The organism is Vibrio sp. Vb0667 (assembly GCF_033391095.1).
This window is the reverse complement of the sequence record NZ_JAWPOL010000151.1, coordinates 1-1508: the sequence shown is the minus strand read 5'-3', so window position 1 is coordinate 1508 and position 1508 is coordinate 1. Positions and strand designations below refer to the sequence as shown.

Annotated in this window: 1 protein-coding gene; it reads right to left on the bottom strand. The window is 48.1% G+C overall.

Features of this window, described 5'->3' with window-relative positions; all coding sequences use genetic code 11:
- The coding region (locus R8269_RS24165) for an ABC transporter ATP-binding protein (protein WP_318222769.1) at window positions 1-1508 on the bottom strand (1508 nt) is incomplete at both ends.

Genomic DNA, 1508 nt, shown 5'->3' with positions numbered 1-1508 from the left:
AGCTGAAGTCGCTTCATCCAGTACCAACAGCGGCGCGTCTTTCAATAACACACGAGAAATCGCGATACGTTGACGCTGACCACCAGACAACTTCACGCCTCGTTCGCCAACTTGCGCATCGTAGCCGACATTGCCAAATGGGTCTGTCAGTGTTTCGATGAACTCGTGAGCGTGCGCTTGTTTCGTCGCTTTAAGCAGTTCCTCTTCTGAGGCGGTTGGGTTGCCGTACAAGATGTTATCTCTTATTGAACGGTGCAAAAGAGACGTATCCTGTGTCACCATACCAATTTTCGAGCGCAACGAATCTTGCGTGACGTCAGCAATGTTTTGACCGTCAATCTTAATGCTGCCTTCTTCCACATCATGGAAGCGTAACAGCAAGTTCACCAACGTGGATTTGCCTGCGCCAGAGCGCCCAACCAAGCCGACTTTTTCGCCAGGTTTGATGTCGAGATTCAGATGGTTGATGACGCCTTTGTTTTCACCGTAATGAAAGCTGACGTTATCGAACTGGATGCCACCTTGAGATACGACCAAGTCTTTCGCATTCGGTTTGTCTTGGATATCGATAGGTTTGGACAGTGTTTTCATGCCATCCACGACAGTACCCATGTTTTCAAACAGGGCTCCTACTTCCCACATGATCCACATCGACATGCCGTTAACGCGCAGCGCTAGGCTGACCGCAATAGCAATGGCACCGACGCTAATCGCGCTGTCCAACCACAGATAAATCGACAAAGCCGCGACGGAAAACACCAAGATGTAGTTGGAGATTTCAACCGCCACGTCAAAGCCCGTAACCAAGCGCATTTGACGATAAACCGTGTTGAGAAATCCTTTCATGCCTTGTTCGGCATATTGGGTTTCTCGTTGGCTATGTGAAAACAGCTTCACGGTTTGGATGTTGGTGTAGCTGTCGACAATACGGCCTGTCATGGTTGAGCGCGCATCGGCTTGCTCAGAGGCCACATCTTTCAGTTTCGGTACAAAGTAAATCTGAATCGCGATGTAAACCAAAAGCCAGACAATCATTGGAATCATTAAACGCCAATCTGCAGCTGCTAACATCACGACCATACTGGTGAAGTAAACCGTCACGTAGACAAACACGTCCATGCTCTTCATGACCGTTTCACGTACTGCGAGAGAGGTTTGCATCACTTTGGTCGCAACACGCCCTGCAAAATCATCTTGATAGAAGTTCAGACTCTGATTGAGCAGATAACGGTGAGCAAGCCAGCGAATGGACATTGGGTAGTTACCCAACAAGGTTTGATGCACCAGCAAAGAGTAGATAACAACCAAAAGTGGCATCACAACCAGAAGTAAGACGCCGTAAAAAATCAGATCCGCTCGGTTATCTTGCAAAAAGGTTTCTGGATTACTGGTGGAAAGCCAGTCTACTAGTTGGCCCATTGCACCAAACAGCATGACTTCAACGATGGCAACAATCGTCGACATCAGTGACATGATGATCAGTGGCTTTTCATACCCTCGGGTGTAAT